The sequence below is a fragment of the Streptomyces griseiscabiei genome (genome assembly GCF_020010925.1).
Taxonomy (GTDB): Bacteria; Actinomycetota; Actinomycetes; order Streptomycetales; family Streptomycetaceae; genus Streptomyces; species Streptomyces griseiscabiei.
Genome location: NZ_JAGJBZ010000002.1, coordinates 2300747 through 2327387, shown reverse-complemented (window position 1 = coordinate 2327387; position 26641 = coordinate 2300747). Strand labels below are relative to the sequence as shown.

26 protein-coding genes are annotated in these 26641 nt (G+C 71.5%); 13 read left to right on the top strand and 13 right to left on the bottom strand.

Going from position 1 to position 26641, the window contains the following annotated elements:
- Window positions 1–174 precede the first annotated feature (174 nt).
- From J8M51_RS27450 to J8M51_RS27440, 3 genes are read right to left on the bottom strand one after another with little or no spacing between them, the layout of a single operon-like run.
- On the bottom strand, window positions 175–924 hold the full coding sequence (locus J8M51_RS27450) for a succinate dehydrogenase/fumarate reductase iron-sulfur subunit (protein WP_086759105.1): 750 nt from the start codon (window positions 922–924) through the stop codon (window positions 175–177).
- Window positions 921–2879, bottom strand: a complete 1959-nt coding sequence (locus tag J8M51_RS27445) for a fumarate reductase/succinate dehydrogenase flavoprotein subunit (RefSeq protein ID WP_086759107.1) — start codon at window positions 2877–2879, stop codon at window positions 921–923. Before J8M51_RS27445 ends, J8M51_RS27450 begins: the two co-directional genes overlap by 4 nt.
- A gap of 2 nt (window positions 2880–2881) precedes the next feature.
- Window positions 2882–3616: a succinate dehydrogenase gene (locus tag J8M51_RS27440; protein WP_086759109.1), complete on the bottom strand. Its 735-nt coding sequence runs from the start codon at window positions 3614–3616 to the stop codon at window positions 2882–2884.
- Window positions 3617–3709: 93 nt separating this feature from the next.
- On the opposite strand from J8M51_RS27440, the gene J8M51_RS27435 reads away from it, so the two are divergent.
- Window positions 3710–4594, top strand: a complete 885-nt coding sequence (locus J8M51_RS27435) for a LysR family transcriptional regulator (protein WP_152173094.1) — start codon at window positions 3710–3712, stop codon at window positions 4592–4594.
- Window positions 4595–4747: 153 nt separating this feature from the next.
- On the opposite strand, the gene J8M51_RS27430 is transcribed toward J8M51_RS27435, so the two are convergent.
- The 3 genes from J8M51_RS27430 to J8M51_RS27420 all read right to left on the bottom strand — a co-directional run bounded on the left by J8M51_RS27430 (window position 4748) and on the right by J8M51_RS27420 (window position 9008).
- On the bottom strand, window positions 4748–6892 hold the full coding sequence (locus J8M51_RS27430; RefSeq protein WP_086762085.1) for a putative bifunctional diguanylate cyclase/phosphodiesterase: 2145 nt from the start codon (window positions 6890–6892) through the stop codon (window positions 4748–4750).
- Window positions 6889–7701, bottom strand: a complete 813-nt coding sequence (locus J8M51_RS27425; RefSeq protein ID WP_086762087.1) for an SAM-dependent methyltransferase — start codon at window positions 7699–7701, stop codon at window positions 6889–6891. The genes J8M51_RS27430 and J8M51_RS27425 overlap by 4 nt, the downstream gene beginning before the upstream one ends.
- Before the next feature lie 308 nt (window positions 7702–8009).
- Window positions 8010–9008, bottom strand: a complete 999-nt coding sequence (locus tag J8M51_RS27420; RefSeq protein ID WP_086762089.1) for an SCO0930 family lipoprotein — start codon at window positions 9006–9008, stop codon at window positions 8010–8012.
- Window positions 9009–9535: 527 nt separating this feature from the next.
- Between J8M51_RS27420 and J8M51_RS27415 the strand changes: the two genes are divergently transcribed.
- From J8M51_RS27415 to J8M51_RS27400, 4 genes are all read left to right on the top strand, one after another.
- A complete protein-coding gene (locus J8M51_RS27415; protein ID WP_267299545.1) occupies window positions 9536–9787 on the top strand; it encodes a hypothetical protein in 252 nt (83 codons plus the stop codon).
- Between the two features lie 16 nt (window positions 9788–9803).
- Window positions 9804–9932, top strand: a complete 129-nt coding sequence (locus J8M51_RS27410) for a hypothetical protein (protein ID WP_267299544.1) — start codon at window positions 9804–9806, stop codon at window positions 9930–9932.
- Window positions 9933–9959: 27 nt separating this feature from the next.
- Complete coding sequence (locus tag J8M51_RS27405; protein WP_086762897.1) at window positions 9960–10724, top strand: bestrophin-like domain; 765 nt, start codon at window positions 9960–9962, stop codon at window positions 10722–10724.
- Between the two features lie 239 nt (window positions 10725–10963).
- Window positions 10964–11482: a hypothetical protein gene (locus J8M51_RS27400; protein ID WP_086762899.1), complete on the top strand. Its 519-nt coding sequence runs from the start codon at window positions 10964–10966 to the stop codon at window positions 11480–11482.
- A 154-nt stretch (window positions 11483–11636) separates the two neighbouring features.
- On the opposite strand, the gene J8M51_RS27395 is transcribed toward J8M51_RS27400, so the two are convergent.
- Window positions 11637–12128: a hypothetical protein gene (locus J8M51_RS27395; RefSeq protein WP_086762901.1), complete on the bottom strand. Its 492-nt coding sequence runs from the start codon at window positions 12126–12128 to the stop codon at window positions 11637–11639.
- 344 nt (window positions 12129–12472) lie between these two features.
- On the opposite strand from J8M51_RS27395, the gene J8M51_RS27390 reads away from it, so the two are divergent.
- The gene (locus J8M51_RS27390) at window positions 12473–13144 is read left to right on the top strand and encodes a class F sortase (RefSeq protein WP_086762903.1); all 672 of its coding nucleotides are present in this window, start codon (window positions 12473–12475) and stop codon (window positions 13142–13144) included.
- A 40-nt stretch (window positions 13145–13184) separates the two neighbouring features.
- On the opposite strand, the gene J8M51_RS27385 is transcribed toward J8M51_RS27390, so the two are convergent.
- A complete protein-coding gene (locus tag J8M51_RS27385; RefSeq protein WP_086762905.1) occupies window positions 13185–14042 on the bottom strand; it encodes a polysaccharide deacetylase family protein in 858 nt (285 codons plus the stop codon).
- 146 nt (window positions 14043–14188) lie between these two features.
- Between J8M51_RS27385 and J8M51_RS27380 the strand changes: the two genes are divergently transcribed.
- From J8M51_RS27380 to J8M51_RS27365, 4 genes are all read left to right on the top strand, one after another.
- Complete coding sequence (locus J8M51_RS27380; protein ID WP_086762907.1) at window positions 14189–14650, top strand: universal stress protein; 462 nt, start codon at window positions 14189–14191, stop codon at window positions 14648–14650.
- A 202-nt stretch (window positions 14651–14852) separates the two neighbouring features.
- Window positions 14853–15398 (top strand): sigma-70 family RNA polymerase sigma factor, encoded by a 546-nt coding sequence (locus tag J8M51_RS27375; RefSeq protein WP_086762915.1) that lies wholly within the window; start codon window positions 14853–14855, stop codon window positions 15396–15398.
- Between the two features lie 155 nt (window positions 15399–15553).
- Window positions 15554–16069: a hypothetical protein gene (locus tag J8M51_RS27370; RefSeq protein ID WP_086762909.1), complete on the top strand. Its 516-nt coding sequence runs from the start codon at window positions 15554–15556 to the stop codon at window positions 16067–16069.
- A gap of 272 nt (window positions 16070–16341) precedes the next feature.
- Entirely contained in the window at window positions 16342–17001 is a 660-nt protein-coding gene (locus J8M51_RS27365; protein ID WP_086762911.1) for a hypothetical protein, read from the top strand.
- Window positions 17002–17095: 94 nt separating this feature from the next.
- On the opposite strand, the gene J8M51_RS27360 is transcribed toward J8M51_RS27365, so the two are convergent.
- Window positions 17096–17965, bottom strand: a complete 870-nt coding sequence (locus J8M51_RS27360) for an Fpg/Nei family DNA glycosylase (RefSeq protein ID WP_086762913.1) — start codon at window positions 17963–17965, stop codon at window positions 17096–17098.
- Window positions 17966–18189: 224 nt separating this feature from the next.
- On the bottom strand, window positions 18190–20274 hold the full coding sequence (locus J8M51_RS27355) for a SpoIIE family protein phosphatase (RefSeq protein WP_267299543.1): 2085 nt from the start codon (window positions 20272–20274) through the stop codon (window positions 18190–18192).
- Between the two features lie 77 nt (window positions 20275–20351).
- Here J8M51_RS27355 and J8M51_RS27350 point away from each other — a divergent pair, with 77 nt between their 5' ends.
- Window positions 20352–21776 carry a lipase maturation factor family protein gene (locus tag J8M51_RS27350; protein WP_086758836.1) on the top strand — a complete coding sequence of 475 codons (1425 nt, stop codon included), beginning with the start codon at window positions 20352–20354 and terminating at the stop codon, window positions 21774–21776.
- A gap of 153 nt (window positions 21777–21929) precedes the next feature.
- On the top strand, window positions 21930–23297 hold the full coding sequence (locus J8M51_RS27345) for an amidase (RefSeq protein ID WP_086758832.1): 1368 nt from the start codon (window positions 21930–21932) through the stop codon (window positions 23295–23297).
- A 7-nt stretch (window positions 23298–23304) separates the two neighbouring features.
- Here the strand turns inward: J8M51_RS27345 and J8M51_RS27340 are convergent, their stop codons facing one another.
- A complete protein-coding gene (locus tag J8M51_RS27340; RefSeq protein WP_086758830.1) occupies window positions 23305–23787 on the bottom strand; it encodes a GNAT family N-acetyltransferase in 483 nt (160 codons plus the stop codon).
- A 51-nt stretch (window positions 23788–23838) separates the two neighbouring features.
- A complete protein-coding gene (locus J8M51_RS27335) occupies window positions 23839–24009 on the bottom strand; it encodes a hypothetical protein (RefSeq protein WP_005484384.1) in 171 nt (56 codons plus the stop codon).
- A gap of 497 nt (window positions 24010–24506) precedes the next feature.
- Here J8M51_RS27335 and J8M51_RS27330 point away from each other — a divergent pair, with 497 nt between their 5' ends.
- The gene (locus J8M51_RS27330; RefSeq protein WP_086758828.1) at window positions 24507–25004 is read left to right on the top strand and encodes an inositol oxygenase family protein; all 498 of its coding nucleotides are present in this window, start codon (window positions 24507–24509) and stop codon (window positions 25002–25004) included.
- Here J8M51_RS27330 and J8M51_RS27325 read toward each other — a convergent pair.
- A complete protein-coding gene (locus J8M51_RS27325) occupies window positions 24983–26485 on the bottom strand; it encodes an SDR family NAD(P)-dependent oxidoreductase (RefSeq protein ID WP_086758826.1) in 1503 nt (500 codons plus the stop codon). The genes J8M51_RS27330 and J8M51_RS27325 overlap by 22 nt on opposite strands.
- Window positions 26486–26641 lie beyond the last annotated feature (156 nt).

The window sequence follows — 26641 nt, the reverse complement described above, 5'->3', positions numbered from 1 at the left end:
AGAAAATCCAGACGGGGCCGGGGATGAGCACCACTCCCGGCCCCGCCCGTCCGCACCTTTCGGCGAACGTTCACTTGTGACCACGGTCTGCTGCGGCGCCCTGAAGGGGCGCGGGGACCTGCGCGACCAGCCACGGACCACGCGCACCCCGAGGACGACAGGCCCCCTGCGGCGCTACCGCTTCCCACTCCTGCGAGCAGCCCGCAGCCACTCCTTGTTCATCGTGGTGATGGACATCAACGGAATCCCCTTGGGACAAGCCGTCGCGCACTCCCCGGCGAGCGTGCACCCCCCGAACCCCTCCTCGTCCATCCGCGCGACCATGTCCAGGACGCGCGACTCCCGCTCGGGCGCCCCCTGCGGCAGCACGTTCAGATGGTTGACCTTGGCCGAGGTGAACAGCATCGCCGCCCCGTTGGGACACGCGGCCACACACGCCCCGCACCCGATGCACTCCGCGTGCTCGAACGCGAAGTCGGCGTCCGGTTTCGGCACAGCCGTGGCGTGCGCCTCCGGCGCGGCCCCGGTCGGCGCCGTGATGTACCCGCCGGCCTGGATGATCCGGTCGAACGCGGACCGGTCCACGACCAGGTCCTTGACCACCGGGAACGCGGACGCACGCCACGGCTCGACGTCGATCGTGTCGCCGTCCGAGAAGGACCGCATGTGCAGCTGGCAGGTCGTCGTCCGCTCCGGCCCGTGCGCGTCCCCGTTGATGACGAGCGAGCACGCCCCGCAGATCCCCTCCCGGCAGTCGTGGTCGAAGGCCACGGGGTCGTCGCCGCGCAGGATGAGTTCCTCGTTGAGCGTGTCGAGCATCTCCAGGAAGGACATGTCGGGCGAGATGCCGTCGACCTCGTACGTGGACATGGCGCCGTCGGCGTCGGCGGCCCGCTGCCGCCAGACGCGCAGGGTGAGCTTCATGCGTAGCTCCGCTGGGTGGGGTGGACGTACTCGAAGACCAGGTCTTCCTTGTGCAGCACGGGGGCCGTACCGGTGCCCGTGAACTCCCAGGCGGCGGCGTACGAGAACTCCTCGTCGCGGCGTTCCGCCTCACCGTCGGCCGTCTGGGACTCCTCGCGGAAGTGACCGCCGCAGGACTCGGCGCGGTGCAGCGCGTCGAGGCACATCAGCTCGGCCAGCTCCAGATAGTCGATGATCCGGTTGGCCTTCTCCAGGGACTGGTTGAACTCCTCGCCCGTCCCCGGGACCTTGATCCGCCGCCAGAACTCCTCCCGGATCTGCGGGATCCGCTCCAGCGCCTTGCGCAGTCCGCTGTCGGTGCGGGCCATGCCGCAGAACTCCCACATCAGTTCGCCGAGTTCACGGTGGAAGGAGTCGGGCGTACGGTCGCCGTCGACGGCCAGCAGCAGGTTCAGCCGGTCCTCGGTCTCGGCCAGCGCCTCCTGGACTGCGGGGTGTTCGGGCCCGATCCCGTCCTGCTGGGGATGCCGGGCGAGATAGTCGTTGATGGTGGCCGGCAGCACGAAGTACCCGTCGGCGAGGCCCTGCATCAGCGCGGAGGCGCCGAGCCGGTTGGCGCCGTGGTCGGAGAAGTTGGCCTCCCCGATCGCGAACAGTCCGGGCACGGTGGTCTGGAGGTCGTAGTCGACCCAGAGTCCGCCCATCGTGTAGTGCACGGCCGGGTAGATCCGCATCGGCACCCGGTACGGATCCTCGTCGGTGATCCGCTGGTACATGTCGAAGAGGTTGCCGTACCTGGCCTCCACCGCTTTCCGCCCCATCCGCGCGATGGCGTCGGCGAAGTCGAGATAGACGCCCTGCCCGCCCGGCCCCACGCCCCGCCCCTCGTCGCAGACGTTCTTCGCGGCGCGGGAGGCGATGTCACGGGGGACGAGGTTGCCGAAGGAGGGGTAGATCCGCTCCAGGTAGTAGTCGCGCTCGTCCTCGGGGATCTGGTGCGCCGGCCGCTGGTCGCCACGCGCCTTGGGCACCCAGATCCGGCCGTCGTTGCGCAGCGACTCGCTCATCAGCGTCAGCTTGGACTGGTGGTCGCCGGTGCGCGGGATGCACGTCGGATGGATCTGTGTGAAGCAGGGGTTCGCGAACAGCGCGCCCCGCCGGTGCGCCCGCCACACGGCGGTGGCGTTGGAGTTCATGGCGTTGGTCGACAGATAGAAGACGTTCCCGTATCCGCCGCTCGCCAGCACCACGGCGTCCGCGAAGTAGGTGTCGATCCTCCCCGTGATCAGGTCCCGGGCCACGATCCCGCGCGCCCGCCCGTCGACCACGATCAGGTCGAGCATCTCGGTGCGCGGGTGCATCTCGACGTTCCCGGCCGCGATCTGCCTGCTCAACGCCTGGTAGGCGCCCAGCAGCAGTTGCTGCCCCGTCTGCCCCCGCGCGTAGAACGTCCGCGACACCTGGACGCCGCCGAAGGAGCGGGTGTCGAGCAGCCCCCCGTACTCCCGGGCGAAGGGCACGCCCTGGGCCACGCACTGGTCGATGATCTCGACGGAGATCTGCGCGAGCCGGTGGACGTTCGACTCCCGTGCCCGGAAGTCGCCGCCCTTGACGGTGTCGTAGAACAGCCGGTGCACCGAGTCGCCGTCGTTGCGGTAGTTCTTCGCGGCGTTGATGCCGCCCTGCGCGGCGATCGAGTGGGCGCGGCGCGGGGAGTCCTGGTAGCAGAACTGGACGACGTGGTAGCCCTGTTCGGCGAGCGTGGCGCCGGCGGAACCGCCCGCGAGACCCGTGCCGACGACGATCACCGTGTGCTTGCGGCGGTTGGCGGGGTTGACGAGCTTTGCCTCGAACCGGCGCCGGTCCCAGCGCTCGGCGACCGGGCCCTCGGGGGCCTTGCCGTCGACGACCGGCACACCGGTGACGTAGTCCGCGTATGTGGAGGAGGTACTCATGGTCAGCTCACCACTCCGGTCATGACGGCGACGGGGACGGAGACGAAGCCCACGGTCAGCACCAGGGCGAGGACGTTGGCCGTGGTCTTCAGGGCCCGGTCACGGGTGCGGCTGCCGGCGCCGAGGGTCTGGGCGGCGCTCCAGAAGCCGTGCCGGATGTGCAGGCCGAGCGCGAGCACCGCGACGATGTAGACGACGTTGCCGTACCAGGTGGAGAAGGTGTCGATCACGTTCTGGTACGGGTGTCCGGCCTGGAAGCCGCCGGGGTGGACGGTGCCGGTCGTCAGGTCGAGGATGTGCCAGACGATGAACAGGGCGAGGATGACACCGCCCCAGCGCATGGTGCGGGTCGCGTAGCTCGCCCGGCGCTTCCTGTGGACGTACTTGCTCGGCCGGGCCCTCAGGTCACGGCGGCTGAGCTGGTAGGCGGCGGTGGCGTGGGCGACGACCGCGGCGACGAGCACCACGCGGACGATCCACAGGGCCCACTCGTAGTGCAGGAAGGGCTCGCCGAGGGTGCGCAGCCAGTGCGCGTAGCCGTTGAACTCGTCCGAGCCGAAAAAGATCTTGAGGTTGCCGAGCATATGGACGACCAGATACGCCAGCATGATCAGTCCGCTGACGGCCATCACCGTCTTCTTGCCGAGGGAGCTGTCCCACGCCGAGCGCGCGAAGGACGGTTTTCGTTCCGCCCGGTCCGCCTGTTCCGCCCGGTCCGTCCGCGTTGCCAGAGCCATGCCCATGACGCTAGAACCGTGCCACCCCATCGGTCCAAGACATGAAACAGCTCGTTTCGATAGTCATCTCCTATCGTCCCGTATCGTTGAGGGATGCAGTTCCAGCAGCTCCAGTACTTCGTGGCGGTAGCCGAGACCAGGCATTTCACCCGGGCCGCCGAGCTGGTCCATGTGGCGCAGCCGTCGCTGTCGCAGCAGATCAAGGCGCTGGAGCGGGAGTTGGGGGCGGACCTCTTCCAGCGGGCGCGCGGCAACATCACGCTGACCGACGCCGGTGAGGCGCTGCTGCCGCTGGCCCGCCGGATCCTCGCCGACACGGACACCGCCCGGCACGAGGTGCAGGAGCTGGTCCAGCTGCGGCGCGGCCGGGTCCGGCTCGGCGCGACCCCGAGCCTGTGCACGGGTCTGCTCCCGGACGTGCTGCGCGCCTTCCACGACCGCTATCCGGGCATCCGGCTGCTGATCGAGGAGGGCGGCTCGCACGACCTCGTACGGCAGCTGGCGCGCGGCGCGCTGGACCTGGCCCTCGTCGTCCTCCCGCTGCCCACGCCCTCCCCCGCGCTGACCACGGTGGAGCTGCTGCGCGAGGATCTGGTGGTGGTCTCCTCCCCGGACGCGCCCAGGCCGGGCGACGGCCGGCGCCAGGTCCGGGTCCCGGACCTGGAGGGCGAACGCCTTGTGATGTTCCGCCACGGCTACGACCTGCGGGAACTCACCGTCGCCGCGTGCCGCTCCGCGGGGTTCGAGCCGGATTTCGCGGTGGAGGGCGGTGAGATGGACGCGGTTCTGGGGTTCGTGCGGGCGGGACTGGGTGTGGCCGTCGTCCCGCGGATGGTCGCCACGCGCTCCGGGCGGGGCCTGCGGGTGACCCCGCTGGCCCGGCCCGGCCTGCATCGGACGATCGCCCTCGCCCACCGCAGCGATGTGGCTCCGCCTCGGGCCGCGCGGGAGTTGCAGCGGATGTTGGTGGAGCGGTGAGCCGGGGTCTTGGCGTGGGTCCCGGTCTCGCCGTTGGTGGTGAGCCTCCGTTGGGGTCTGCGGGTTCGTCGTGGCTGGTCGCGCAGTTCCCCGCGCCCCTGGAGGGGCGCGCTGCGCGCCCCCAGAAAGAGCCCGGCGGTTGAGAAGGTCCCCCTATCCCGTCGCGTCCACCAATGCCAGCTCGTGGAGGCGGTCCGGGGGCCCCGGGCGGGCGTAGTACCAGCCCTGGGCCGTGTCGCAGCCGAGTATGCGCAGTTGTTCGGCCTGGGCTCCGGTCTCCACGCCCTCGACGGTGACCGCGAGGTCGAGGCTGTGGGCGAGGGAGACGATGCCCTCGACGATCTTCAGATCGACGGGGTCGGCCGGGAACTGCTGCATGCTCTGGGTGAAGGAACGGTCCAACTTCAGGACACGGACCGGCAGCCGGCGGAGGTTGGCGAGGTTGGAGTAGCCGGTGCCGAAGTCGTCGAGGGCGATGTCGACGCCCATCTCGGAGAGCCTGCGCAGCGGTTTGAGCAGGTCGTCGTCGGCGCCGATGAGCGCGGACTCGGTGACCTCCAGGCAGAGCGCGTCGGGTTCGAGGCCGGCGCGCTCCAGGATGTCGACCGTGTCCTGGACGAGTCCGGGGTGGGTCAGCTGGCACGGCGACAGATTGACGTTGACGCGCAGCGGCCCGGTGGCGCCCGTGCCCCCCTGCCGCTCCTGCCACTCCCGTGCCTGGCGCACCGACTGCTCCAGCACCCAGCGGCCGAGCGGCACGATCAGCCCGGTGCGTTCGGCGAGCGGGATGAACCGGTCGGGGCCGAGGACGCCGTGCTGCGGATGCAGCCAGCGGACCAGGGCCTCCGCGCCGCGTACCGTGCCGTCGCCGAGGTGGACCAGCGGCTGGTACTCGATGAAGAACTCGCCCCGGTCCAGGGCGGCGGGCAGCGCCGTGGTGAGTCCGTGCCGGGTGATGGCGCGGGCGTCGGCCTCCGCGTCGGCCATCTCGTAGCGGTTGCCGCCCGCCGACTTGGCCCGGTACATCGTGATGTCGGCGCTGCGCAGCACCTCGGCCGGGCCGCGCTCCCCCGCCGGTCCCTCGACGATGCCGATGCTGCCGCGCACCAGCAGCTCCCGGCCGTCGATACGGACGGGGGTGACCAGCGCGCTCATGATGCGGTCGGCGAGTTCGTCGACCTCGCGCTCGGTGTCGGTGCCGGTGGTCAGCGCCACGAACTCGTCGCCGCCGAGCCGGGCGACCATCTCGCCGGGCGCGGTCGCGCAGGACTGCAGCCGGTCGGCGACCTCGACGAGCAGCCGGTCGCCGGCGGCGTGCCCGAGGCTGTCGTTGATGGTCTTGAAGCCGTCGAGGTCGAGGTAGCACAGGCCGAAGCGCTGGCCGTCGCCCGCCGAGAGGGCCTTCTCCAGGCGCTCGAAGAACAGGGTGCGGTTGGGCAGCCCGGTGAGCGCGTCATGGGTGGCCTCGTAGCGGAGGCGGAGGTTGAGCAGCCGCCGCTCGGTGGTGTCCTCCATGAGGGCCAGCTGGTACTGGGGCCGGCCGTCCGCGTCGCGCAGCAGGGAGACCGTCAGATTGGTCCACAGGACCGTTCCGTCGGGCCGGGAGAACGCCTTTTCGGTGTGGTAGTGCTCGCGGTCGCCGCGGACCAGCTCGTCGTAGAGGCGCCAGACCTGGGGCGCGTCGTCGGGGTGCCGCCACTCGGGGACCACCCGCCCGCGCATCGCCTGCTCGGTGACCCCGAACATCCGTAGCAGCGCGCCGTTGACCTGGAGGATGTTGCCGTCGAGGTCGGCGATGCCGATGCCTATGGCAGCGCCCTCGAACACCGCGCGGAAGCGGGCCTCGGTCGCGTGCAGGGCCCGGGCGACCGCGCCCTGGGCCTCCAGCGCCGCGCGGGCGATCGCCTCCTGCTCGGCCAGCGTCCGCTGCCGCAGCGCCTCCGCGTAACCGGCGGCCATCGCGGACTGCAGCCGCGCGGCACGGGCCCGCAGATCCTCCTGGGGTCCGTCGCCGCCGCAGTAGAGCACCAGATAGGCCTCCACACAGTCCAGGGTCCGGCTGAGCGCCTCGGGTTCGGTGCAGTGCGCCCCGACGAGCGCGGCGCCGACGGCCCGGCCCTCCTCGGCGTCGTACGTCCTGGCCCGCAGCGCCTCGCTGAGCCTGCGGGCCAGCGGCAGCAGTTGTTCCTCGAACTCGGGCCGGGTCAGCGACGTGGAGGTGGCGGGGAAGACCGCGCGGCTCCAGATCGTCGCGAACCTGCGGAGTCTGTCCTCCGGCCCGTCCGGCTCCGCCCTCACGCTTTGATCCCCACGCCGGCGAACTGCGCGAAGGCGTACGGATCCTCGTCCTCGGAAGCCGTGTCGGGCCGCCACTTCGCCATCGGCACCACTCCGGGTTCCACCATGTCGTACCCCTCGAAGAACCGCACGACCTCGTCGGACGAGCGCATGGTCAGCGGATTGCGAATGTTCCTGTACACGTCCACCGCGCCCGCTGTCCGCTCCTGGGGCAACGGAATTCCCTCGCGGCAGGCGTGCGAGACGACGAGCAGACTGCCGGGCGCGAGCGCGTCGCGCAGCTCGGCCACCGCTCCGTACGGGTCGTCCGTGTCCTCCACGAAGTGCAGTATGGCAACCAGGAGCAGCGCCACCGGCCGGTTCAGGTCGATCAGTTCCCGGACACGGGGGCTCTCGAGGATCTCCCGGGGCTTGCGGAGGTCGGCCGCGATCACGTCCGCGTCGTCGTTCCCCCGCAGAACCTCCTGGCTGTGCGCCACGGCGACGGGGTCGTGGTCGACGTAGACGACCCGGGTGCCGGGGCCGGCCTCCCGGGCGACCTCGTGCACGTTTCCGAAGGTGGGGATTCCGGATCCGATGTCCAGGAACTGGGTGACGCCCGCGTCGACGGCGTAGCGCACGGCGCGCCGCATGAAGGCGCGGTTCGCCTGCATGATCTTGGGCAGTCCGGGCACGAACTCCATGGCCCGGCGGGCCGCCTCACGGTCGACCTCGAAGTTGTGCGAACCGCCCAGGTAGTAGTCGTACATGCGCGCCACGGACGGCATCGAGATGTCGATGCTCCGCGGCGCCCAGGCGGGACGCTCCATCTGTGTTCTCCAACGCGTCGGGGGTGGCGTAGGCGATCCGGTGTTCGAGCTGAGGCTACTGACCGCCCGCCGAAGGAGCGAGCGAAAACGGAAATTGACCGTCCGTTCAACGTCGCTGCCGATGGCACATGCCCAACCGCCGCCCCGGCCATGCCTGTTCGGGCCCGAACATTCCCGAAAGCGTCAAGGCCCGCCCCGCGGACGCCTGTCACGCCGGTCCGGACACACCAAGCGGTCCGCCCCCTCCGTGCGGTGCGGAGGGGGCGGACCTGGATCGGCCGCGCTGCGGTGCGTGGGGAAGGCGCGACCTACTTGTCGGCTCCGATCGGCTCTCCGTCGCCGTTGATGGCGAACCAGGTACCGCCGACGCCCTGGCCGTTGGTGTCGCCCGGGGACTTGTCGTTGGCGAAGGTGTAGAGCGGGATGCAGTTGATGGTCTGCTGCTTGAAGCCGTCAGGACGGTCGAAGACCGTGTAGCCCTTCAGCAGGATGCCCTTGGTGTCGTTCTTGTCGACCGGGGCGACGACGGGCCACTTGTCGAGGCAGGCGCCGGTGCACTTGGTCGACATCGGCCACTGGGTGTCCTTGAGGAACCGGTACACCGTCATGCCGTTCTTGTCGACGACGATCTCGCCGAGCTTGGCGTCCTTGCGGGTGGTCAGGCCGGCCTGCTCGACCGCCTGGCCACCACCGGTGTCGCCCGTGTCGGCTCCACCGCCGCCGCCCTTGGTGGAGGCCTTCTTGCCCTTGGGGTCCGACGCGAACCAGGTGCCCTTGAGGCCCTGGCCCTTGATGTCGCCGGCCTTGGTGTCCTTCGCGAAGTAGTACAGCGGCCAGCCGCCGACCGTCAGCTGCTTGGTGCCGTCGGGACGGCTGACCTCACCGAGCAGCGCCTTGTCGACACCCGCGGCGGCGGTGGCGCCCGCGGCGGGCACCGGCGGCCAGGTGGTGGCGCACTCGCCCTCACAGGTCGTCTTCGGCGGCTCGAAGGAGTCCTTGTCGAAGCGGTACAGGGTGCGACCGGCGCTGTCCGTGAGGACCTTGCCGTACTCGTCGCTGTTCCACACGGTCAGCTGCCCCGCCGAGGCCGCCGTGGTGGACTGGGCCGAGGTTCCGGAGCCCGCCGCACCCGCGCCGGCCGTGCCGGTTCCGGTGCCCGCGATGGTTCCGGCACCGAGCGTCGGTGTGGAAGCGGCGCCCACGTTCTGCGAGGACGTCGACCCCTGTTCCTGACCGCACGCCGTCGTCAGCACCAGTACAGCCGCAGCTGTCGCTACGAGTGAGGCGCTCCGCCAGGAGGTCTTCATTCCAACTCCCCGTGTATCCGGTGGGTGTTGCAGCGCCCTACTGCGCCGCTTGCTGGCCCTAGGTACGCGTGGGAGTGGCTGATGTGTTCAACGCTGCACGAATTTCTTTCGGAAGTCTGTGCCGGAGCCCGCGGCGCGGCCTGCGCGGGAGTCGAATGAAGAGTCAGCATCGGGTGCCCGCACTCAAACATTCGGGGCCCGTTCTTCCCTCTTTTGGAGCAATCCATCCGTGCTCCCGCGTACGCGGGCGCGCGAGCACGGATGATCTCCGACGTGCAAGGACCCCAGCGGACCCGATCCGCTCTCGCCCTGCGGCTGCCGGCCCTGCTCGCACTGACCTGGCTCCTCACCGGAGCACCGAGCGGCACGGCGGTCGCCGACGCCTGCGCGTACGCCGTCGTCGGCCCGGGCGGCGGCGGCGCGGTCGCCGTGGCGATCGGAGGCACCGGCTCCTGCGAGTCGCCGCCCCCGACCACCCCGCCGCCGCCCCCTCCTCCGCCGCCCCCGCCGCCCTCTCCGACACCGTCGTGCCCACCGGAGCCGACACCGTCGCCCGACCCCAGCCCCGATCCCCCGCCGACTCCCACGCCCACCCCGGATCCGGCTCCGGACCCTCCGCCCCCTCCGAAGCCGGCACCCACACCGCCCCCGAGGCCCGCGCCACCGCCGCCCGCCCCGCCGCCGCCGGCGCCACCGCCGCCCGTCACCGAGGCGCCCCGGCCGGCGCCCGCCCCGACTCCCCCACCGAAGCCGAAGCCCTCGCCGAGTCCGCGTCCTGAGGTGTCACCGACCCCGGTGAGCTATCCGCCCTACCGGGCCCCGGCCCACTCGGCGGCCAGGCGCTCGGGCCCGTCCCTCGTCTCGCTCGCCCTGCTCGTCACCGTGCCCGCGGTCTTCGCCGCCGCCGCTCTGCGTCCGCGCTAGACCCGCGCCGATCCCTGGAGGAACCTCTTGTCGGAATGGCTTGTTCTCACCCTCGCGATGGGGGCGGCCTGTCTGGTCGTCCTCATCGTGGCCGTAGTACGGCATCACGCCGCACCCGCGGACGAGGACCCGTCCGAGACCCCGGACGTCATCGAGTACATCACCATGATGATCGGAGTGGTGTACGCGATCGTGCTGGGGCTGGCGATCGCCGGTGTCTGGGAGGCCCGCAGCGCCGCCCAGGACCAGGTCCAGGCGGAGGCGCAGGCCCTGCACGAGATCAGTGAGCGGGTGCGGGTGTACCCCGAGGACGTGCGCGACCGGATCCGCGCGGACATCGACGCCTATGTCGGCCACGTGGTGACCACCGAGTGGAAGGTCATGGCCGAGAAGGGCGAGGTGACCGAGCGCGGCACCGAGCTGTTCGAGACCGTCCGCCATGACGTCACCGACTACGAACCGGCCAGCGACTTCGAGGCACAGGCCTATCAGCCGCTGCTCGACCAGGTCGCCCAGGCCGACGCCGCACGCGGCACCCGCGCCGACTCCACCGGCGAGACGATGCCCGGGGTGGTGTGGTTCGGCCTGATCATCGGCGCCGTCGTGACGGTCGGCATGGTGTTCGCCCTGCAGATCCGCCGCACTCCGCGCGAGCTGATCCTCGCGGGACTGTTCTCCGCCCTCATCGCGTTCCTGCTGTTCCTCGTCTGGGACTTCGACGCGCCCTACAGCCGGGGCCTGTCGGCCACGGCGGACCCGTTCCTCGCCCTGTTCCCGAACGCGGGCGGGTGACGGACCCTCAACCCCGGTCCCCGGAGCCTGTTCCACGGCCGGGGGACGAGCGCCACGCCGCGCCCGTCCCCCGGCCGTACGTATGCGGGTCCCCTGGGCGGAGCACATCCGTGCCCCATTCGCGCGACTGAGATCGCGCCGCACGGCGCGCCTTCCTAGCGTTTCGGTCATCGAGGTGCATTTCCGGCGCAGGCGGAATCGGTCCGCGGCAGGCTCCTCGGGGACCCGGAGGCTCATCCATGCGCGCGATACGCGTCGCTTCGGCCGCTCTGCTGGGCGTGACCGCCCTCTCCCTCACCGCTCCCGCCGCCCACGCGGCACGCGCCGGCGACATCACGTCGTTCGGTTTCTCCGTGGTGCCCTCGACGGTCGCCCCCGGCGGGCAGGTGACGCTGCGCGTGGACGGCTGCCGGCACCGTACGACGGTGTCCTCGGGCGTGTTCGACGCCGTCGTCATCCCCCACGGCCAGTCCTCCGCCACGGCGACCGTCGACCGGGACGCCAGACCCGGCACGGTGTACGAGGTGACGTTCCAGTGCGGTGACGAGACCGGGCGCACGGATCTCACCCTCTCCTCCGGCCACCCGACGCACCACCCCACCCACCATCCCTCCCGGGGCTCCCACGCCGGGGCCGGCGGCACCGTCGCCGGCTTCGACCTCACGGAGATCGGCCTCGGAGCCGCGCTCGTCGCGGGCACGCTGGGCGTGGCCTGGCGCTGGTCGGGCCGCCGCCCGGAGGACGGCGGCCACAGCTGACCACTGTTCCCGTCGCACCGCGACAGCCCTTCACCCCGGACCGTTACGGGCTCCGGGGCGAAGGGCTGTGCCGCGTGCGATCCATGCTCCGAAGGGGCGGGCCGGATCCTGTTCTCGGGGTACCGGGTCCTCGTGGTCCCGGGGTCCCGCGCTCTCAGATCTTGTTCTCGGCGCGGCGGCGCATCCAGAAGACCCCGCCGGCGACGACCGCCGCCGTCACCAGTCCGCCGCCGATCGCGACGTCGGTCGTCGTGGCACCGGTGGACGTGCTGCCGCCGAGGCCGCCGCGCACACCGCCGATGACGGTGAAGGCACCGGTGAACGTCTTGCGCTTGCCCTCGCAGTTGGTGGTGACGCTGTACGAACCGGGGCTCGCGTCGGAGTTGACCCGCACCGAGGCCGAGGCGGTCGTGCCGCCCATGGAGGTGAGGTTGGTGGTGGGGAAGGCGTTCGAGCTGACGGTGCTGCCGGCGATCGCGCACGCGTCACCGCCGCTGACGGTGAGGACGAGCTGCCCGCCGCGGGCGATGACATTGGGGGCGGCCGTGACCTTGCTCGGCTGGTCCCAGGCGGCGGCCGTCGGCGCGGCGACGCCGACCAGGGCGACCGCGGCGGCCGAGGCCGCCAGGACACGAGAGTTACGCATGTGATCCTCCGCGGAAGACGCCCCGGGTCCCGTCCCCGGTCGATCGGCGAGAAAGCGTCTCCCGGAACGACCCTCGAACGCCGTGCGCGGGGCCGCATTTCGGCGCTGGTCCGTCCTGGTGAGTGCCGCTCGGGGACACGCCGGGGCGTCTTTCCGTGAATGGGATATCGCCGCAGGTCACGGACCGTCAGAAAATTCCTGCGGGCGGCGAACTCGGATGGCGCAGAAGCCGGCTTCACCGCCACCCGTTCGCACCTGCCCCGTCGCCGTCGACGTGCGGCACGCTTAGTTTTTGTCGTATGCGCGACGGACACGGCGACGGCCGGGTCGAGAGGGGATGGCGAATGTCTTCGTCCGGACCGGCCGAGGCCGAATGGGAGGAGCGGCGGAAGAAGCGTGCTCCGTGGGGCGTGATAGCGCTTGTTCTGCTGACCGGTCTCGCTCTGATCCGCAATGGCTCGGGGGAGTTCGACGTGGGTCCGCCGCAGCCGGCGTCCGCGGCGGCGGCCGACAGCGGCGCCACCCCGCACGGCACCTTCACCGACGTTCCCGACCCGTTGCCGTACTCCATGGTCGACCGGGTGCGGATCCCCTCGATCCGGGTGGACGCGCCGGCCATGGCCGTCGGGCTGGACGCGCAGGGCTGGGTGGACGCGCCGCCGGCCCGCGACCCGAATCTCGCGGGCTGGTTCACCGGGGCGGTCTCCCCCGGGGAGAAGGGCACGGCCGTCGTGGTCGGCCATGTCGACAACGATCAGGGGCCCGCCGTGTTCTACGGACTCGGGGCGCTGAAGAAAGGCACCGAGGTCGAGATCCGGCGCGCGGACCGGAAGACCGCCGTCTTCGAGATCTACGGCATCGAGGTCTTCGAGAAGAACAATTTCCCGGGCGACCGGGTCTACGGGAACAGCGGAATTCCCGAACTGCGGGTCATCACCTGCGGGGGCGGTTTCTCCAAGCAGAACGGCTACGACGGGAACGTCGTCGTGTTCGCCCGCCTGGTCGAGGTGCGCTGAGCGTTCCCGGCCGGGCGGGCGAGAGTCCGTGCGGGTCGCGTCAGGCGTATTTCCGCTGGGGCACGGTCACGCGGTATCCGGAGTCCAGGAGTTCGGGCAGATAGTCGCGCAGGGCCGCCACGCTCTGCGAGCGGTCGCCGCCCGCGTCGTGGGAGAGCACGACGACACCGGGGCCCGCTCCGTCCGTGACCCGCTCCGCGATGGTGTGCGCGCCGGGGGTCCGCCAGTCGAGGGTGTCCACGGTCCAGCCCAGCGGCTCCATGCCGAGTTCGGCGCCGAACCGGAACGCGGCCCGGTTCCAGGCGCCGTACGGGGCGCGGAACCACAGCGGCGGCTCGCCGTAGGCCTTCTCGATGATGTCGCTGGTGCGGGCCATCTCCTCGTGCACCCGGGACCGGGAGAGGCTGGTGAGCAGCGGATGGGACCAGGTGTGGTTGCCGACGACATGGCCGTCGTCGGCCATCTCCCGCAGCAGGTCCTTGTGCTGGACCGCCATCTCGCCGCAGACGAAGAACATCGCCCGGACGTCGTGATCGCGCAGGACGCGCAGGATGTCGGGGGTGTAGCGGGGGTCGGGGCCGTCGTCGAAGGTCAGCACCATGCTCCGGCCGCGCCCCTCCATCCGCAGGAAGGGCTCGCTGCGGACGCCGGCCGGGACCAGGGCACGGCGCCGGGCGGGCCGGCCGTAGCCGGTGAGGGGCTGGAGACGGTAGGAGGAGGGCCGGAGCGCCGGGCGGGCCCCGGGGCCGGCCGCCGGGGCGGGGGCACCGGCCGGTGCCGGAGCGGGGCCCCCGTCGCCGATGAGCAGTGCGGCGGTGCCCGCCGTGCCGGCCGCGCCCAGGAAGGCGGCGGCGCCCGTCACCACATGGCGACGCGTGAACATCTGATCCTTCGTCATGACTCATCAGTCGACCAAGGCGGGGACGGCGCACCACCACGACACCGGTGCGGCGGCACGGAAACACCCGATGGGAGTACTTCTGCGCGCCTGCGCCGGGCGCCCGGCGCACGCCGGGGCACGGGTGCTCGGATAGCCTCGCGACCGTGACCGATCAGCAAGCACACCGGTTCGAACGCGGCACCGACGGGCCGAAGGTCGTCCTCGTCGGGCTGGACGGCTCCGACACCTCCCTGCGCGCCGTGTCCTACGCGGCCGGCCTCGCCCGCCGTCAGCACGCGCTGCTCGCCATCGTGTACGTGCAGCCGTTGCTGGCGGCCGGTGCGGCGCTCGGGGTGCCGGTGGCGGGGACGACGGACGAGATCGCCGAGCATCTCGTCGCGGAGATCCGGGAGGCCGCCGAGCAGGTGAAGGGCATCTTCGAGGTGCGCTGGGAGTTCCACACCTTCCGCGGCGACCCGTTCAACGGTCTGGTGACGGCGGCGGAGCGGCTCAAGGCGGACGCGGTCGTGGTGGGCGCCTCCCAGCAGGCCGGCCACCGCATCGTCGGCTCGGTGGCACTGCGCCTGGTGAAGGCGGGCCGCTGGCCGGTGACGGTGGTGCCCTGACCCGGCCGCCCCTCCTGCCACCGCGGCGCCCATCCGGCGCCAAGAGCACAACACCGGCGCACGGTTGCGCGGTACGCCCGCCCGGCGCTCGCGCACCACCGGCAGACCGTTCGTCGCACCGTTCGTCGACAGGTTCGACCGCCCGCCGCACACCCGTGACCGGCCCCTGTCCCCGCGCGGCGCCCCGCGTTCCCATACGGCCATGACGGCCGGAACCACGATCACCTACGGGACGACCGCCGAACACGAGCTGGCCGAGCTCCAGCGCGAACACGGCCGCCCCCTCTTCGCCCTGCTGCTGCGGCTCTCCGACGGAGACCGCCACCGCGCCGAGGACCTGGTGCAGGAGACCTTCGTACGCGCCTGGCAACACCCCGAGGCGCTGCGCGCCGACGACTTCGACTCCGTACGCCCCTGGCTGCTCACCGTCGGGCGACGGCTCGCCATCGACGCGCGGCGGGCCCGGCAGGCGCGTCCCGCCGAGGTGGGGGACGCGGTGCTGGAGAACGCCCGAGTGATGGCGGATCACGCCGAACGGTCGGTGGCGACCCTCGATGTACGGGAAGCTGTGAAGACACTCACTCCCGAGCACCGGGAAGTACTGGTGCAGGTGTACTTCCAGGGGGCGAGTGTGGCGGAAGCCGCGGAAGCCCTCGGAATCCCGCCCGGTACGGTGAAGTCCCGCGCGTACTACGCGCTGCGCGCCCTTCGCAGGGTGCTTCCGGGATACGCGGCCGACCTGCACTGAAACCCATGGCCGAGTCAAACCTCCGTAAAGCGCCTTGCTGAAGACCCCGGTTGAGCAATCAGCTGTCTTCTATCCGTGTTCCGGATGGGGGCCGGGGCCTGGTCTCCAGGCCCGGGGTCGGGCGACGCGCACGCACCGGAGGAAGGCAGGAAGGGATGCTGCACAGAGGGCAGGAGAGCACGGACGGCGCCGGCAGCGGCGAACTGGCCGTCCCGATGGCGTGGTTCTACGCCGAGTACATCGCGGAGGAGCTGCTGCGGACGGGCGACCTGATGCCGCCGACGTCCTTCGAGTTCCGCGCGGGGCGCGACGCCCTGGCGCTGACCATCTTCCTCTCGGACGCGGGCGGTGAGCTCTCCGGCATCCGGGTCGTGACCCAGCTGGAGACCTGGCTGTCGCTGACCGCGTACGACCAGCCGTGGCAGGACTGGGTGTGCGAGCGCATGGCGCACTTCGCCGCCGAGGCGCTGGAGTCGGGCGACCCGTCACCGGACCTGGATCTGGCGGCCGCGGCCTGGCGCTGGCTGGAGGAGACCGAGCTGCTCGCCCCCGACCTCGACGCGGTGCCGGGCGGCGGCGCGGCGCTGGGAGAGGACGACGGGCCGAAGGTCTGGACCCCGGCCTGGCGGCTCGGCCTGCCGCTGGGGCATCTGGCGATCCACCTCTTCTAGGGCCTGTCGCAGGAGCCGTCCGACGATTGCCGTCGCCGCCCGTAAGGCGGACACCCCGTGTCCGGGCCCGGACACCCTGTGTTCAGCGGGCGGCCATCCGGCTGTCGTGCCCCGGGCGGACCATATTTTTCGGTCCCGGACCAATCCGCCCGGCGGAGGGCTCCGAATCTTTTGGTTGGCATTGGCCGTGAGGCTTGAATGATTCGCCGGTCCGGTCCGTACCGGTGGGGGCAGGAAGCAACCCCCACCGCACACCGGCCCGAGGAATTGCCATGTGGTCCCAGGATCGTCATCACGACGTCGGCGCGTACGCGCTGGGCGTGCTGGACGAGGTGGATTCGTTCCACTTCGAGGACCATGTCCGCGGCTGCCCGCAGTGCGCGGTACAGGTCACCGAGTTCCGTCCCGCCGCACGCCAGCTCATGCTGTACCGCAACGCCACGCCGCGTGCGGTGCACCCCTTCGCGGCGCCCGGCCCCCGGATGCTGGGACGGCTCCTCGACGAGGTGGCCGCCCGGCACCGGGCGAAGCGCAGGCGCTGGCTGTTCGCCCTGGCGGCCTCCGTGGTCATCGCCGTGGGCGGCCCCGCCGTGGCCGTTCTCGCAGGTCCGGGCGAGGCACCGGACACCGTCGCCGCCACCGACGCCAAGACCGGCGTCTGGGCCGAGATCAAGGCCGAGGAGCGGCTCTGGGGCAGCGACATCGAGCTGAAGGTCAAGGAGTCGAACGGCGCCCACGCCTGCCGGCTCGTGGTGATCGGCAAGGACGGCTCCGAGGAGACGGCCGCCAACTGGAAGTCCCCGGAGGGCGCCGACAAGGCCTCCGAGATGGTGGGCGGCACCGCCATGCAGCGCGAGGACATCAGCCACTTCGAGGTGCGCAGCCAGGACGGCGAGGTGCTGGCGACCCTGAAGGCCCCGGCCTGGCGCTGAGCACGGCCCGCATTGGTCCGTACCTTCAATGGTTGCGGATCATGGTCGGCCGCGGATCCGGGCCCTCCCGAGCGCCCTCGGCGCCACGGCCCCGCTACTTGAGCAACCGGGACAGGCGTCGGTCGGCGAGTGGTTTGCCGCCCGTCTGACAGGTCGGGCAGTACTGGAGCGAGGAGTCGCTGAAGGAGACCTCCCGGACGGTGTCCCCGCACACCGGGCAGGGCTCCCCGGTCCGGCCGTGCACCCGCAGCCCGCTCTTCTTCTCCGCCTTCAGCCTCCCGGCCGCCAGCCCCCGGGAGCGCTCCACGGCGTCGGTGAGCGTGGCGCGCAGCGCCTCGTACAGATACCGGACCTCCTCCGGCTTCAGCGACGAGGCCAGCTTGAAGGGCGACATCCTCGCGGCGTGCAGGATCTCGTCGCTGTACGCGTTCCCGACGCCCGCGATCAGGCTCTGGTCCCGCAGCGCGCCCTTGAGCTGCCGCCGCTCCCCCGCGAGCAGTCCGGCGAACCGGGTCACGTCGAACTCGTCGGCGAGGGGGTCCGGACCGAGGCGGGCGACGCCCGGCACCTGTGCCGGGTCCCGTACGACGTACACCGCCAGCCGCTTCTGCGTCCCGGCCTCGGTGAGGTCGAAGCCCTCGCCGGTCTCCAGGGCGACCCGCAGCGCCAGCGGGCTCTTGCCGCCCGGCTTCGGCGGGCCGTCCGGCAGCCGGTCCCGCCACTGCAGCCAGCCGGCTCTCGCCAGATGCGTCACGAGGTGCAGCTCGCCCCCGTCCGCCTCGATGTCGAGGAACTTCCCGTGCCGCCGTACGCCCGTGACCACCCGCCCCTCGAACGCGCTCACGGGCGGGTCGTACGTCTTCAGCACACTGATCGCCACGGGCAGCACGCGGACGACTTCATGACCGACGAGATGATCGACCAGGAAGTCCCGGAGCGCTTCGACTTCGGGCAATTCAGGCATAGGTCCAGGGTGCCATGAGGTGGGTGGGACGGTGCGGGTCCGGTGGGGGCTGATCGCGCAGTTCCCCGCGCCCCTAAGAGACCGGCCCCCCACGGCCCTGAAGGGCAACCGGAGGCAGGGCCTGAAAAGCATGGGGCGCAGCCCCGGCTTTTCAGGGGCGCGGGGAACTGCGCGAGAAGCCCCACGCACCCGCACCCGACAACGCACCCTGTTCGGCGGAGCCACTACGCGCCCGGCAACACGAACTCGCACCACACACACTTCCCCCCACCCCGCGCCTCCACCCCCCACACATCCGCCAGCCGGTCCACCAGCAGCAACCCCCTCCCCGACACCCCCGCCTCCCCCGCCTCCCGCCGCCGCGGCAACGCACTGGACGAGTCCTCCACCTCCACCCGCAACCGCCGATCGGACCCGGCCAGCGCCCGCAAGGTCACGATGGCGGACCCCTCCGTATGCATCAGCGCATTGGTGATCAGCTCATCCGCGACCAGTTCGATCTCGTCGGCCCGATCCCGCGCCCCCCACGTCCGCACCGCCGCCCCGATCATGTGCCGCGCCTCGGTGAGCGCCTCCGGATCACCGGGCCCGACATGCTGCTGGAGCCGCCCACCGGGCTGCTCGGCGCTCCGGTTGCGCCGCCGGAGCAGCAGCAGGGCCACGTCGTCGTCGCCGCCCCGCTCCTCCGCCACGTCGATGAGCCGGTCGGCGAGGTCGTCGACGTCGTCGGGACCCGTGGCGATCAGCGCCTTCAGCGTCCGCATGCCGTCGTCGAGGTCGGCGCCGGGCTGTTCGATGAGCCCGTCGGTGCAGAGCAGCAGCGTCTGCCCGGGGAACATCTCGACGGTGGTGACGGGGTACTCCAGACCGCCGAACTCGGCGGACAGCCCGAGCGGCAGTCCGCCCTCCACGACCACCCGGTGGCAGGTGCCGTCGGTGTGCCGCAGCAGCGGGTCGATGTGTCCGGCCCGCACCACCTGGACGACCCCGGTGGCGAGGTCGGCCTCCGCGTACAGACAGGTCGCGAAGCGGTCGGTGTCGAGTTCGTGGAGGAAGGCGGAGGCGCGGGCCATCACGGTGGCCGGGGTGTGCCCCTCGGTGGCGTAGGCCTTGAGGACGATACGGAGCTGGCCCATGACGGCCGCCGCGTGCGTGTCGTGGCCCTGGACGTCGCCGATGACCGCGCCGACCCGGCCGCCGGGCAGCGGGATGAGGTCGTACCAGTCGCCGCCGATGTCCCGGCCGAGCGAGCCCCCGAAGGACGCGGCCCGGTAGCGGACGGCGATGTCGGCGCCCGGGACGCTGGGGATCGAGCGGGGCAGCATGGCCTGCTGGAGGCCCTCGGCGAGGTCCTTCTCCCCCTCGTAGAACATGGCCCGCTGGAGACTCTGGGCGATGCTGCTGCCGAGCGCGATGAGGACGTCGCGCTCCTCGGAGGTGAAGCCCCGCCGGTCGTTGTAGAGGAGCCCCATCGCCCCGATGGGGCGGGCCTGCACGATCAGCGGCAGATAGGCGGCCGAGGTGATCTTGAGGTCGGTGATGTGCGGCCAGAGCAGCGGATACGACTCGGCGAACTCCTCCGGCGACTCGATGAAGTGCGGTACGAGATGCCGTACGACCTCGTTCATCGGGTACTTCACGTCGAGGCGGGTGATCCGGGTGCCGGGCACATAGCTGTCCTCGGGGCCGGCGGCGACCATCCGGATCCGCCCGGCCTCCACCAGGCCCATGACCAGGCTGGTCGCGCCGAGGTGGGTGAGGCCGTCGGTGTCCTCCAGGACGTCGATCACGTCCTGGACGGTCCGGGCGTGGGCCAGGGCGGCCGTGATGACCTGGACGACGTTGGGCTGTCTTCGGCGGGCCTCGTCGAGCGCGGCCCGCTCGGTGCGGGAGCGGATCTCCCGCAGCTCCCGGGTGGCGTCCCGGACGATGCCGATGACGCGGTACGGGCGGCCCGTCGCGTCGCGGCGGATGTAGCCCTGGGTGTGGGTCCAGCGCAGGATGCCCTCGCGGGTCCGGATGCGGAAGTAGGCGCCGTAGTTCTCGCTGCCGTCCTTGAGGGCCTGCGAGACGAGGGTGTCGAGTCTGCGGCCCTCCATCGGGGGCACCCGCAGCGACAGGGTCTCGGGGTTGCCGTCGTATTCGTCGGGGCGCACGTCGAAGATCTCGTGGGCCTTGGCGTCCATGTGGAACGCACCGGCGTCGAGGTCCCAGTCGAAGGTGCCCATGAGGTTGAGCGCCAGGACGGGGTCCGGGTGGGAGAGCCAGTCGTCCGGGACGTCCGATTCGCTCGCTCCCCGATCAACCATGGGGCCACTTTGACAGCATTTGCCCGAATAATCGAGTGGAGGAAACCCTCATCGATCCGCCCACTATGGTCGGTACCGTGGAGTGGTTCACCGGACCCGACTACTGGCTGAGCCGGCTGCTCTTCCAGCGGGCCCTGGCCGTCCTCTATCTGGTCGCCTTCCTGGGGGCGGCCCTGCAGTTCCGCGCGCTGCTCGGTGAGCGCGGGATGCTGCCGATCCCCCGTTTCGTCGCGCGGGTGCCGTTCCGGCGGGCGCCGAGTGTGTTCCACCGCCACTACTCGAACCGTTTCTTCGCGGGCTGGGCCTGGACGGGCTGTGCGGTGTCGGCGGCGCTGGTCGCGGGGCTGGACTCGCTGCTGCCGCTCTGGGCGGGCATGCTGCTGTGGCTCGTGCCCTGGGCGATGTACCTGTCGATCGTGAACGTCGGGCAGACCTGGTACTCCTTCGGCTGGGAGTCGCTGCTCCTGGAGGTCGGCTTCCTGGCCGTCCTCCTCGGCAACGACGAGGTCGCGCCGCCGGTGGTCGTACTGTTCCTGCTGCGCTGGGTGCTCTTCCGGGTCGAGTTCGGCGCCGGGCTGATCAAGATGCGCGGCGACGCGTGCTGGCGGAAGCTCACCTGCCTCGACCACCACCACGAGACCCAGCCGATGCCGGGCCCGCTGAGCTGGTTCTTCCACCACCTCCCGAAGCCGTTCCACCGCGTCGAGGTGGCCGCCAACCACGTCACCCAGCTCGTGGTCCCCTTCCTCCTCTTCACCCCGCAGCCGATCGCCACGGCCGCCGCCGCGCTGATGATCCTGACCCAGCTGTGGCTGGTCCTGTCGGGCAACTTCTCCTGGCTGAACTGGATCACCATCGCGCTGGCCCTGTCCGCCGTCGACTTCGGCACGACCGCCCCGGACACCCCGGACGCACCCCTCTGGTACACGGTCGTCGTGCTCGCCGTCGCCGCCCTCGTCCTCGGGCTCAGCTACCACCCGGTCCGCAACATGGTCTCCCGCCGCCAGGTCATGAACCGCTCCTTCGACCCGCTGCACCTGGTCAACACCTACGGGGCGTTCGGCAGCGTCAGCCGGGTGCGGTACGAGGTGGTGGTCGAGGGCACGGCGGACGAGGTGCCGCGCGAGGACTCCGGGTGGCGGGCGTACGAGTTCAAGGGCAAGCCGGGCGATCCGAGACGCTGGCCGCGCCAGTTCGCCCCGTACCATCTGCGGCTCGACTGGCTGATGTGGTTCGCCGGCCTCTCCCCGGCGTACGCCGACCCCTGGTTCGGGGTCCTGGTGGAACGCCTCCTGGAGAACGACCGCGACACGCTCCGTCTGCTCCGCCGCTCGCCCTTCCCCCCGGACGCCCCGCCCCGCTTCGTCCGAGCCCGCCTCTTCCGGTACCGCTACACGACCTGGCGCGAGCTGCGGGAGACCGGGGCGTGCTGGGAGCGGACGTATGTGCGGGAGTTCCTGCCGCCGACCCGGCTGGCCGGCTCGCGCACGACAGGCTCGTAGCGGGACGGCCGTCCAGGGCTCTTTCTTCCCGGCGGACTCTCGACGCGGGGGCGTCCCACACGGCACAGTGCTCCTCGTGCTCGACCACTACTCGCGGGTACGCCCTTCCGTCGCGTCCGGCACCGGCGCGCACGACACCGCCAGGGAGCGCCCGTGACCAGTTGGACCGGCCGGACCGCCGCCGAGATCGCCGCCGCCGTACGGGAGAAGCGGGTCACCCCGCGTGAGGTGGTGGCGGAGCATCTGGCCCGGATCGAGGCGCTGGACGGGCGGATCGGCGCGTTCCGCAGGGTACGGACGGAGGCGGCCCTCGCGGAGGCCGACGAGGTGGCGGGCCGGGCGGATCTCGCCGAACTTCCGCTGGCGGGTGTGCCGGTGGCGATCAAGGACAACCTGGCCGTGCGGGGCGAGGCCACCCGCAACGGGTCCGCCGCGACCCCCGAGACACCGGCCGGCGAGGACCATGTGACCGTGGCCCGGCTGCGGGCGGCGGGCGCGGTGGTCGTGGGGCTCACCAATGTGCCCGAGCTGTGTGTCTTCGGTACGACGGACGGGGTGCACGGCATCGCCCGCAACCCGTGGGACCTCTCGCGCACGACCGGCGGTTCCTCGGGCGGCAGCGCGGCCGCGGTGGCCGCCGGGATGGTGCCGCTGGCCCTCGGCAACGACGGGATGGGTTCGCTGCGGATACCGGCCGCCAACTGCGGGCTGCTCGGCCTCAAGCCGGGCTTCGGTGTCGTCCCCGCGGACATCGGGCACGGCGACTGGTTCGGCATGTCGGAGAACGGCCCGCTCGCGACGACGGTCGAGGACGCCCGGCTGATGTTCGGGATACTCGCGGGCTCGGACGACACAAGGCCGTCCGAGCCCGTCTCATCCTCGCCCTCGCCCTCGCCCTCGCCGAGCGTCGCCCTGTCCGTGCGCAGCCCTCTGCTCGGCGTCGCCGTCACGCGTCCGTACGCCGATGCCGCGCGCCGGGCCGCCGAGTTGCTGACCGGCGCCGGGCTGACCGTACGGCCGGCCGATCCCCCCTATCCCGTCTGGCTGGGCACGACCTCGCTGGCGCACTGGACGGCGGGGACGGCGGTGGACGCCGAGGATCTCGACCCCCGGCTGCTCACCCGGCGCACGCGGGTGCACGCGGCCCTGGGGCGGCGCTTCGTGAAGGGGGTGCGCGCGGGCGACCGGCGGGAGCAACTGCGCCGCAGGCTGGAGCCGTTCTTCGCCGAGCACGATGTGCTGCTCACCCCGGCGCTCGCCCGGCGCGGGCCCGCCGCCGCGAACTGGCACGAGCGGGGGTGGCTGCGCAATCTGCTGGTGAACACCAACTACTCGCCGCTGACGCCGCCGTGGAACCTCACGGGCTGGCCGGCGCTGTCGGTGCCGTTCGGCACCCTGCCGTCGGGCGCGCCCTGCGCGGTGCAGTTGGTGGGCCGCCCGGGCTCGGAGCTCGAACTCCTGGCGGTGGCGGGGCGGTTGGAGGAGCTGAGCCCGTGGCGCCGGACGGCGCCCGTCGGGTAGGCGGGCGTCAGAGCGCCTTGTACATGATGTGCAGCCCCACCAGGCCGTCCTTCGGGTGCGCGAAGGCGTCCGGGACGGTGCCGAGGACGGTGAAGCCGAGCGAGGTCCAGAGCCGTACGGCGGGGTTGGTCTCCACGACGGCGTTGAACACCATGCCCCGGTAACCCTGGTCCTCGGCTTCGGCGAGGACGTGTTCGGCGAGGGCGCGGCCGATGCCCCGGCCGCCCCGGTCGGGGTCGACCATGAAGCCCGCGTTGGCGATACGGGCGGCGGGGCCCGCGTAGTTGGGGGTGAGGAAGGCGGAGCCGGTCACCGCTCCGGTCTCGTCCTCGGCGACGTACACGCGCTTCGGGGGCGCCGTCCACAGGGTGCGGGCGGCTTCCTCGGAGGTGTCCGGGTCCCAGGTGTAGGTCTCACCGGCGGCGACGACGCGGTGCCAGAACGGCCAGATCCCGGGCCAGTCGGCGGCGGTGGCTTCTCTGATCTGCATGGGCGCGAGTCTGGCACGCCCATGCAGACGGCGATCACACGGTCCTGCCGGTCAGTCCACGCTGGGCAGGATGTGGGGCTCGGCGAGGTCGTCCTCGTAGCCCGCCAGTCGGATCGGGGCGGACCTGGCCCACACGTCCAGGCTGCCGAGTTCCTTCTTCGACCGGCCGCCCTCGGTGCGTTCCTTGGGGCGTTGATCGCCATTCGTCTTCTCTGGTGTCACCGCGCACTCCTTATGTGTCGGGTCACCCTCGGGACGTCGGGCCCAGCCTGCCGCTGTGCGCTTGACGTCCGCTCGGGTCTGAGTCGATGTCAGTACGGACGCGGTGGCGCCGGATTTTCTGGGTGCGAGAACAGACCGTGGTGACCGGCTTGTCCCGGGACGGACCGTGGGTGTGGGTGGGACCCATATAAGGCTGTCCGTCCGGTACAGAGTAACCAAATGAGCGGGTGGCCGCTCGATGGGGCTGAAAACAAGAGGTAACTGTCTTGAGTCGTTCAGCGCCCAGCAGCCCTTACGCTAGGGCAATTTGACCCATTTAGCAGGTTTTCGCATCACCCGTTCGGCTCAGTACTCGAACCCGGCACCGGTCCGACGACCCATCGGATCGCTGGCCCCGGTACGTAGTTCAGGTCCCGTTGGCCGAATAGCAAGCCGACCATGATCTGCTCATGTGCCGCAACGGCATTTCTCGTGGGCGGACTCGGGAGGACCGGCGGATGGAACTGCGCAGCGTCGACGAGCTGATGGATCTGCTGCACGCCTGCCGGGACGGCGGCACGGCGCCGGACCGCCGCCGGGGCGCTCCGGTGGATTCCCGCGAACACGCGTTGCAGACCGCCGCGCTGCTGCGCCGAGGGCGGCCGGCCGACAAGGAACTCCAGGTGGCCGGTCTGGTGCACGCCCTGGGCCGGCTGCTCCGTCCGGGTGACGACACCGGCCACGCCGACCTGGCGGCCGACACCGTACGGCCCCTGCTCGGCGAGCGGGTCGCCCGGCTCGTACGCCTGCACACGCTCGGCGCGGACGACCTCGTGCGGATGCACGCGGGCGGCTGGGCGGACGCCGGGCTCGTCGAGGACGTACTCGCGCTACGGCACGCGGCAGAGGCCGGCTGGACGCCCGGCGTGGACGCCGGGGTCCTGGAGGACTGGCGGACGGTACTGGAGTTGGTGTCGGACCGGGCCCGGTCCACTCACCACTTGCCGGGCGCGTAGTCCTTCAGGAAGACGCCGTACACGTCCTCGCCCTGCTCGCCGAGGACGACCGGGTCGTAGACGCGGGCCGCGCCGTCGACGAGGTCGAGCGGGGCGTGGAAGCCCTCGTCGGCGAGGCGGAGCTTGTCGAAGTGGGGGCGCTCGTCGGTGATCCAGCCGGTGTCGACGGAGGTCATCAGGATGCCGTCGCTCTGGAACATCTCCTGGGCGCTGGTCCGCGTGACCATGTTCATCGCGGCCTTGGCGGCGTTGGTGTTCGGGTGGCCCGCGCCCTTGTAGCCACGGCCGAAGACACCCTCCATCGCGGAGACGTTCACGACGTACGCCCGTCCGCTGGCCGCCTTGCGGGCGGCGTCGGCCATGGCCGGGCGGAGCTTGCTGATCAGGATGAAGGGGGCGGTGTAGTTGCAGAGCTGGGTCTCCAGCAGCTCCACCGGGGAGATCTGCTCGATGGTCTGCACCCAGGTGTTGGTGTCGACGACGTCGGGGACGAGACCGCCCGCGTCGATGGCGGTGCCGTCGAGGTGCCGGGCGACGCTGGCGTTGCCCGCGACCAGGGCGAGGTCGGCGACCCGCTGCGCGTCGAGGCCGCTGGTGCCGACGGGCAGCGCGGCGCTGCCGGTCAGGCCGTCCACCGCGCCGGAGTTGAAGGCGCCGATGACGTGGTACGGGGGCAGCTCCCCGGCGGGCAGCGGGGCGCTCTCGCCGTCGACCAGGGCGGCGTAGGCGGAGGGCAGCCGGCGGACGGTCTGGGTCGCGTTGTTGATGAGGATGTCGAGGGGGCCCGCCTCGGCGACCTGGTCGGCGAGGGAGACGGCCTGGGCGGGGTCGCGCAGGTCGATGCCGACGACCTCCAGGCGGTGCATCCAGTCCGCGGAGTCGTCCATCGCCTTGAAGCGGCGGATGGCGTCCTTGGGGAAGCGGGTGGTGATCGTGGTGTGCGCGCCGTCGCGCAGCAGCCGCAGGGCGATGTACATGCCGATCTTGGCGCGGCCGCCGGTGAGCAGGGCGCGCTTGCCGGTGAGGTCGGCGCGGGCGTCGCGCTTGCCGCGGTTCAGGCGGGCGCAGTCGGCGCAGAGCTGGTGGTAGAAGTAGTCGACCTCGACGTACCGGGTCTTGCAGGTGTAGCAGGAGCGGGGGCGCTGGAGTATCCCCGCGATCTTGCCCTCCGCGGTGACGGACGACGGCAGGATGCCCTCGGTCTCGTCGTCGATGCGCTGGGCGGAGCCGGTGGCGGTGGACTCGGTGACCGCCTTGTCGTGGGCGGTCTTGGCGGCGCGGCGTTCCTGGCGGCGGCGCTGCTTGACCGTGCGGTAGACGCCGGCGGTCGCGCGGCGCACGGCGATGGCGTCCGGGTGGTCGACCTCCAGCTTGTCCAGCTCGTCCAGCACGCTGAGGCACACGGCGAGCCGCTCCGGGTCGATCCCCGGGCCGTACACGACCTCGTCCGTGGTCGCCGGGCCGTCCTCTGTCACCGTCATCGCGCTGCCGTTTCCCTGATCACGTGCGGCACGCCGGGACGCGTCCGCTGTCGAACGGGGAATTGTACGGAGCGGAGGGTGTGGTGACCAAACTTCGGGTGCGGGTCCGGTGGGGGCTGGTCGCGCAGTTCCCCGCGCCCCTGAAAAGCAGGGGCT

What these genes read in the sequence shown, in the direction of transcription:
- J8M51_RS27425 (WP_086762087.1), bottom strand. Translation starts at nt 7,701, where the DNA reads ATGGAGCGTCCCGCCTGGGCGCCGCGGAGCATCGACATCTCGATGCCG.
- J8M51_RS27370 (WP_086762909.1), top strand. Translation starts at nt 15,554, where the DNA reads ATGCTGCACAGAGGGCAGGAGAGCACGGACGGCGCCGGCAGCGGCGAA.
- J8M51_RS27360 (WP_086762913.1), bottom strand. Translation starts at nt 17,965, where the DNA reads ATGCCTGAATTGCCCGAAGTCGAAGCGCTCCGGGACTTCCTGGTCGAT.
- J8M51_RS27440 (WP_086759109.1), bottom strand. Translation starts at nt 3,616, where the DNA reads ATGGCTCTGGCAACGCGGACGGACCGGGCGGAACAGGCGGACCGGGCG.
- J8M51_RS27355 (WP_267299543.1), bottom strand. Translation starts at nt 20,274, where the DNA reads ATGGTTGATCGGGGAGCGAGCGAATCGGACGTCCCGGACGACTGGCTC.
- J8M51_RS27325 (WP_086758826.1), bottom strand. Translation starts at nt 26,485, where the DNA reads ATGACGGTGACAGAGGACGGCCCGGCGACCACGGACGAGGTCGTGTAC.
- J8M51_RS27435 (WP_152173094.1), top strand. Translation starts at nt 3,710, where the DNA reads ATGCAGTTCCAGCAGCTCCAGTACTTCGTGGCGGTAGCCGAGACCAGG.
- J8M51_RS27365 (WP_086762911.1), top strand. Translation starts at nt 16,342, where the DNA reads ATGTGGTCCCAGGATCGTCATCACGACGTCGGCGCGTACGCGCTGGGC.
- J8M51_RS27375 (WP_086762915.1), top strand. Translation starts at nt 14,853, where the DNA reads ATGACGGCCGGAACCACGATCACCTACGGGACGACCGCCGAACACGAG.
- J8M51_RS27420 (WP_086762089.1), bottom strand. Translation starts at nt 9,008, where the DNA reads ATGAAGACCTCCTGGCGGAGCGCCTCACTCGTAGCGACAGCTGCGGCT.
- J8M51_RS27390 (WP_086762903.1), top strand. Translation starts at nt 12,473, where the DNA reads ATGTCTTCGTCCGGACCGGCCGAGGCCGAATGGGAGGAGCGGCGGAAG.
- J8M51_RS27450 (WP_086759105.1), bottom strand. Translation starts at nt 924, where the DNA reads ATGAAGCTCACCCTGCGCGTCTGGCGGCAGCGGGCCGCCGACGCCGAC.
- J8M51_RS27330 (WP_086758828.1), top strand. Translation starts at nt 24,507, where the DNA reads ATGGAACTGCGCAGCGTCGACGAGCTGATGGATCTGCTGCACGCCTGC.
- J8M51_RS27445 (WP_086759107.1), bottom strand. Translation starts at nt 2,879, where the DNA reads ATGAGTACCTCCTCCACATACGCGGACTACGTCACCGGTGTGCCGGTC.
- J8M51_RS27340 (WP_086758830.1), bottom strand. Translation starts at nt 23,787, where the DNA reads ATGCAGATCAGAGAAGCCACCGCCGCCGACTGGCCCGGGATCTGGCCG.
- J8M51_RS27385 (WP_086762905.1), bottom strand. Translation starts at nt 14,042, where the DNA reads ATGACGAAGGATCAGATGTTCACGCGTCGCCATGTGGTGACGGGCGCC.
- J8M51_RS27400 (WP_086762899.1), top strand. Translation starts at nt 10,964, where the DNA reads ATGCGCGCGATACGCGTCGCTTCGGCCGCTCTGCTGGGCGTGACCGCC.
- J8M51_RS27395 (WP_086762901.1), bottom strand. Translation starts at nt 12,128, where the DNA reads ATGCGTAACTCTCGTGTCCTGGCGGCCTCGGCCGCCGCGGTCGCCCTG.